Annotated in this window: 6 protein-coding genes; 3 read left to right on the top strand and 3 right to left on the bottom strand. The window is 31.9% G+C overall.

Translation table 11 applies throughout. From position 1 onward, the window contains the following. Window positions 1-153: 153 nt before the first annotated feature. The 3 genes from CLAVI_RS05545 to CLAVI_RS05535 all read left to right on the top strand — a co-directional run bounded on the left by CLAVI_RS05545 (window position 154) and on the right by CLAVI_RS05535 (window position 2,362). Window positions 154-522 carry a hypothetical protein gene (locus CLAVI_RS05545; protein WP_194844606.1) on the top strand — a complete coding sequence of 123 codons (369 nt, stop codon included), beginning with the start codon at window positions 154-156 and terminating at the stop codon, window positions 520-522. 174 nt (window positions 523-696) lie between these two features. Next, window positions 697-1,671: a DNA polymerase III subunit delta gene (holA, locus tag CLAVI_RS05540; RefSeq protein ID WP_194844605.1), complete on the top strand. Its 975-nt coding sequence runs from the start codon at window positions 697-699 to the stop codon at window positions 1,669-1,671. Beyond that, on the top strand, window positions 1,652-2,362 hold the full coding sequence (locus CLAVI_RS05535) for an SAM-dependent methyltransferase (protein ID WP_194844604.1): 711 nt from the start codon (window positions 1,652-1,654) through the stop codon (window positions 2,360-2,362). The genes holA and CLAVI_RS05535 overlap by 20 nt, the downstream gene beginning before the upstream one ends. Window positions 2,363-2,389: 27 nt before the next feature. Here CLAVI_RS05535 and hemW read toward each other — a convergent pair whose 3' ends face one another. From hemW to CLAVI_RS05520, 3 genes are all read right to left on the bottom strand, one after another. Beyond that, entirely contained in the window at window positions 2,390-3,502 is a 1,113-nt protein-coding gene (hemW, locus tag CLAVI_RS05530) for a radical SAM family heme chaperone HemW (RefSeq protein WP_194844603.1), read from the bottom strand. Beyond that, on the bottom strand, window positions 3,492-3,929 hold the full coding sequence (locus tag CLAVI_RS05525) for a hypothetical protein (RefSeq protein WP_194844602.1): 438 nt from the start codon (window positions 3,927-3,929) through the stop codon (window positions 3,492-3,494). The genes hemW and CLAVI_RS05525 overlap by 11 nt, the downstream gene beginning before the upstream one ends. A gap of 161 nt (window positions 3,930-4,090) precedes the next feature. Next, window positions 4,091-4,360 (bottom strand): 2Fe-2S iron-sulfur cluster-binding protein, encoded by a 270-nt coding sequence (locus CLAVI_RS05520; protein ID WP_194844601.1) that lies wholly within the window; start codon window positions 4,358-4,360, stop codon window positions 4,091-4,093. Window positions 4,361-4,444: the final 84 nt, after the last annotated feature.

The following is a 4,444-nucleotide window of genomic DNA, read 5'->3' as shown; positions in this document are numbered from 1 at the left end:
AATAGTTTTTAACAAAAAAAAGCCTTGAAAACATGTTTTCAAGGCTTTTTTTATTTATATTTTATTTTGGGGATATTTTTTTACTAAAGTTTTTTTCACTTTTTGACGATAGCTTAATTAGATAAAAGATTAATTAATTTGAGGAAACGAGACATGCTAAGTGTCCAAAAGAAAAAAACTACTAGTAAAAGCAGTACTAAAAAAGGAACGATTGCTAAAAAGTCCGCTTCTTCAGCAAGTACTGTTAAAAAAATAGTAAAAGCAACAACTGCAAAAAAAACTGTAGCTAAGAAAGTTACTACAAAAAAATCGCCTGCCAAAAAAGTTGTGCATAAAACTACTGCTAAGAAAGTAGTAAAAGCAACAACTGCAAAAAAAACAGCTTTAAAAAAAAAGGTGCCATCAATCAGTGGTATGACTACCTTGGCGTCTATGATTATCCATAAAAAAAGAACTATGGGGAAAAATAAAATGAGTCATTCTCATTCAGGCGTTCGATCTATGAAATTGGTGAAACGGTAATCTTTTCATTGAAAATTAATCAATAGTAGGAAAAATTCTTTTCCTACTATCTTTTTTTTTTATAAAAAATCATTTCTAAAAATGGCTTTTTAGATCTAAACTGATGAAGATAAAAAATTTTTCTTTTTTGAATAGAAAAATTATTTCTTATAGCTCTTCTGGCCATATGATTAGATGAATTTTCAAGATATTCCAGCTTTTATTACTTTTTATAATAATCAAGATCCTTCTATCGTTTTGATTATTAGTGATGGATGTGATAACAAGATTTTTTTTACTACTTATTTAGCAAAAGATGATGAAGATATTCATTATTATGATGCAGACACTCTTCATGCATCAGAATTTTATGGACATGTAGAAAATTATGGTTTTTTTTCTAATAGAAAAACCATAGTTATTAATAAGCTAGAAGCGGCTAAATCTTCTTTAGCTAAAGCTATTCAGGAGTATTGCATTCATTCATCAAAGCAAGTTAGGTTAGTTCTCTATTCTTCCAATAAAAAAGAAGATCATAGCCCTTTAGCTACAAGCATTTTACAAAAAGGGGGAGGCATTTTACGCCTTACTGCTGAAAAAATTTATGTTAAAGAGAACAGAATTATCAAAAAATTGCAAGAAATTGCAGCTGCAAAAAATAAATCAATGACATCATCAGTATTAAGATTAATGATTGGAATGTTAGGTTCTACAGACTTTTATCTTTTGACAAATGAATTATTCAAGTTAATTGCGTATACAGGGGAATCTTCTGTTATTTCCTATAAAGATGTTAAAGATGTTGTTGCAAACTCAATAAAAACAACTTTTTGGAAAATAAATAATTTCATCTTTAAGGATGATAGAGCTTCTTTATTAGAAGCTCTAGGTATGTTATCTTCTCATGATCTTTCAGATGCTTTAGGGTTAGTAGTGTTTTTAAGAAATCGAATGTCAGAAGCATTAGTTTATTTTGAAACAGGGACAGTTCCAGAAAAAGATGCTCGTTATATGGAAGCTGCTAAAAAATATGGAATTAACCGCATTAAAATGGCATTGATAAAATTGTTCGAAGCAGAGCAAGCTTTAAAGTCACAAGGAGCTAATGCTCGTTTTATTTTAGAACTACTTAGTATGAGGTTAACACACTATGCTACATCTTCTTCCTAATACATTAGGCCACCCATCTGCTGATATTTTTTCACCTTTAGTTATCAAAGCTGTAGAATCTTTAAAGGGTGTTATTGCTGAAAGTCATAGAGGAGGCCGTTTATTTTTATCATTAACAGGATGTCCTGAGCCTCAAAAAGTACCATTAGCTTTAATTCCAAAGAGACAAACAGAAAAAGAATTAGATTTTCTTATAGAACCATTATTAAAAGGAGAAGATTGGGGGTTAGTATCAGATGCTGGGCTTCCATGTTTGGCAGATCCAGGTAGGATGATAGTAACTCATGCACGTAAACATGGGATTGCAGTTAAGGCTTATCCAGGGCCATGTTCAATAACTTGGGCATTGATGTTATCAGGTTTTCCAGCTCAAAAATTTGTCTTCCATGGTTATTTGTCTCGTAATCCTTTACAGAGAGAAAAAGAACTAATTAGCTTTGAAAAAGAAATTTTAAGAACTTCTTGTACACAAGTTTTTATAGAAGCCCCATATAGAAATTTACATTTATTAAAAACGTGTTTAAAAGTTTTATCTCCTAAAATGTCTCTTTCTATTAGTGTGTCTCTTTCATGTCCTGATGAAGATGTAAGGACAGATCTTGTTTCTGTTTGGCAAAAAGAAAAAGAATCTACATTGATTGATTTTTTACAAAAAAGACCAGCAGTATTTATTTTAGGAACAGTATCTTGAAGAAATATAGTAAAAAAAAGAAAAAGCTTAATTTCCACACATGATAATTTCAGCTATTTTATCATGAAAAAATAAACCAAAGGAAGTCATTCGAATTTTATTCGAAACTTCTTCGATCAGATTTAAATTTTTTAATTTTAGAATGCTGTCTTGAATTTCTAAGGGCCAATCAAGATTTATGGTAATACCTTCGATCATTCTAATACCAACAGCAATAGATTCTTTGAGAAGATCTTTTTTTGGTAATTTTTCTGAAAAATCAATAACAGAGAGTCCTTGTGTAGCTAATTTTACATATTGATGAAAATTGGCACGATTACGGTATCGACGAGAATACATAAAGCTAAATGCAGAAGGTCCTAATCCAATGAAGGGCCTACTTATCCAATAACCAATATTATGAGAACTCATATATGTTTTTTTTGCCCATGAGCCAATTTCATAATGAAGAAAATCATGAGAAGCAAGCTTTTCTAAGGCAATTTTGAACATCTCAGCTCCAATTTCCATAGCAGGTAAACGTTTTTTTAGGGTATCACCTCGAGCAAAAAATACTGTATTAGGTTCAATAGTCAAGTTATATAAAGAGATATGCGTTAATGGAAGAGTTAAAGCTGTGTTCAATGTGTAAGACCATTCTTCAAGAGTTTGATCTGGAAGTTCATACATAAGGTCAGCAGAAATATTATCAAAACCAGCATCATGAATTGTATGAATAGCAGAGATTGTTTTATCTGCAGAATGAGTACGACCAATTGTTTGAAGCATAGAATCTGTAAAAGATTGAGCCCCAATACTAATTCTGTTAAAGCCAATTTGTTTCCATAAACGAGCATTTTCTTTTGAAATTGTTTCAGGATTGGCTTCTAATGATATTTCTATATTATCTAAAGGGCCAAATAAGGAAAGAATTTCTTCAAGCATGGCAGGAGGTAAGAGGGAAGGAGTTCCTCCTCCCCACATAATTGAAACAATACGAAGATTTTTTTTGAGACGTTTAATTCGTTGCCATTCTTTTTTTATAGCTTGTACATAGCCATCTAAATAAGATGGCTTAAAGGGCACTACATAAAAATGGCAATAAGGACATTTTTTTTGACAAAAAGGAACATGAATATAGATCGAAAGATCACCATTCATTGGCATCAGGATCTATAATTCCACCACGCTTCCAGCGATTTCTATCACTAAAAGGATCATCATCATCGTCATCAGAATCATGATCTCCAGCATCTTCCCTATCGTCATCGCCAACGTCAGGTTCGATAGTTTCGCTTTCCATTTCCATTTCAGTTTCTTGAGGTTCGCTGAAGTCCATATCAGACATACTTGGATTCTCAGGATAAACTGTTTTGGCAGGGCTTCTGCGTGGAGCAACATATTCTTCAATTTCTCCATTTTCTTTCAAAAATTGAAGACGTTCTTGTTCTTCTTTAATTCGAATTTTGATGACATTAATTTCATCAAGATGGCGTTCAAGGTCTTTTTTTGGGACCAAATCTAACTTCATCCACTCTTCTAAATCCCAGAGCTCTGATTCAAGTTTTTTTAATTTCTCGCTTTTCATCCTATTTTACCGCATTTGTTAAATGTCTGAGGGTTTACCCCAGTGATCTTTTTTTTTCAATCTCGTCTATAGACAAGTTTTGTAAAAAAATAACGATCAGAGAGGTAATGAAAACTTATGTATTAAGAAAGTTTTTTGATGAGATATTTAAAAAAAAATTCTTAAAAAGATATTTTTGTACAGCCACCAGCAATGCCACATTGGCAAGCTAAACGTTCTTCATCAGTTTCTCCTAAGAAATCTAATTCATGAGGAGTAAGAGGTGTAAGATTCTCAGCACCTTCTTCTATGCGTACTGTACAAATTCCACAAAGACCTTCAGAACATCCAAAAGGAACACCAGCTTCTTCGCAAGCAGCATCAATAGCTGCGCCATCTTCTAATGTTACTTCTTTGCTTTCAAGACCATTATTAATAATTAACTTAGCCATAATAATACCTTAATTAAATTTTTTAACCTAAAAATAGAGCTAGATAAGTGATTGTACGAAGTTATTATTTTGAAACTTTTATGT

This window comes from Candidatus Clavichlamydia salmonicola, from assembly GCF_015356765.1.
In the GTDB taxonomy this organism is placed as follows: Bacteria; Chlamydiota; Chlamydiia; order Chlamydiales; family Chlamydiaceae; genus Clavichlamydia; species Clavichlamydia salmonicola.
Note: the sequence above shows the minus strand (reverse complement) of the source record. Positions and strands in the feature narration are given on the sequence as shown.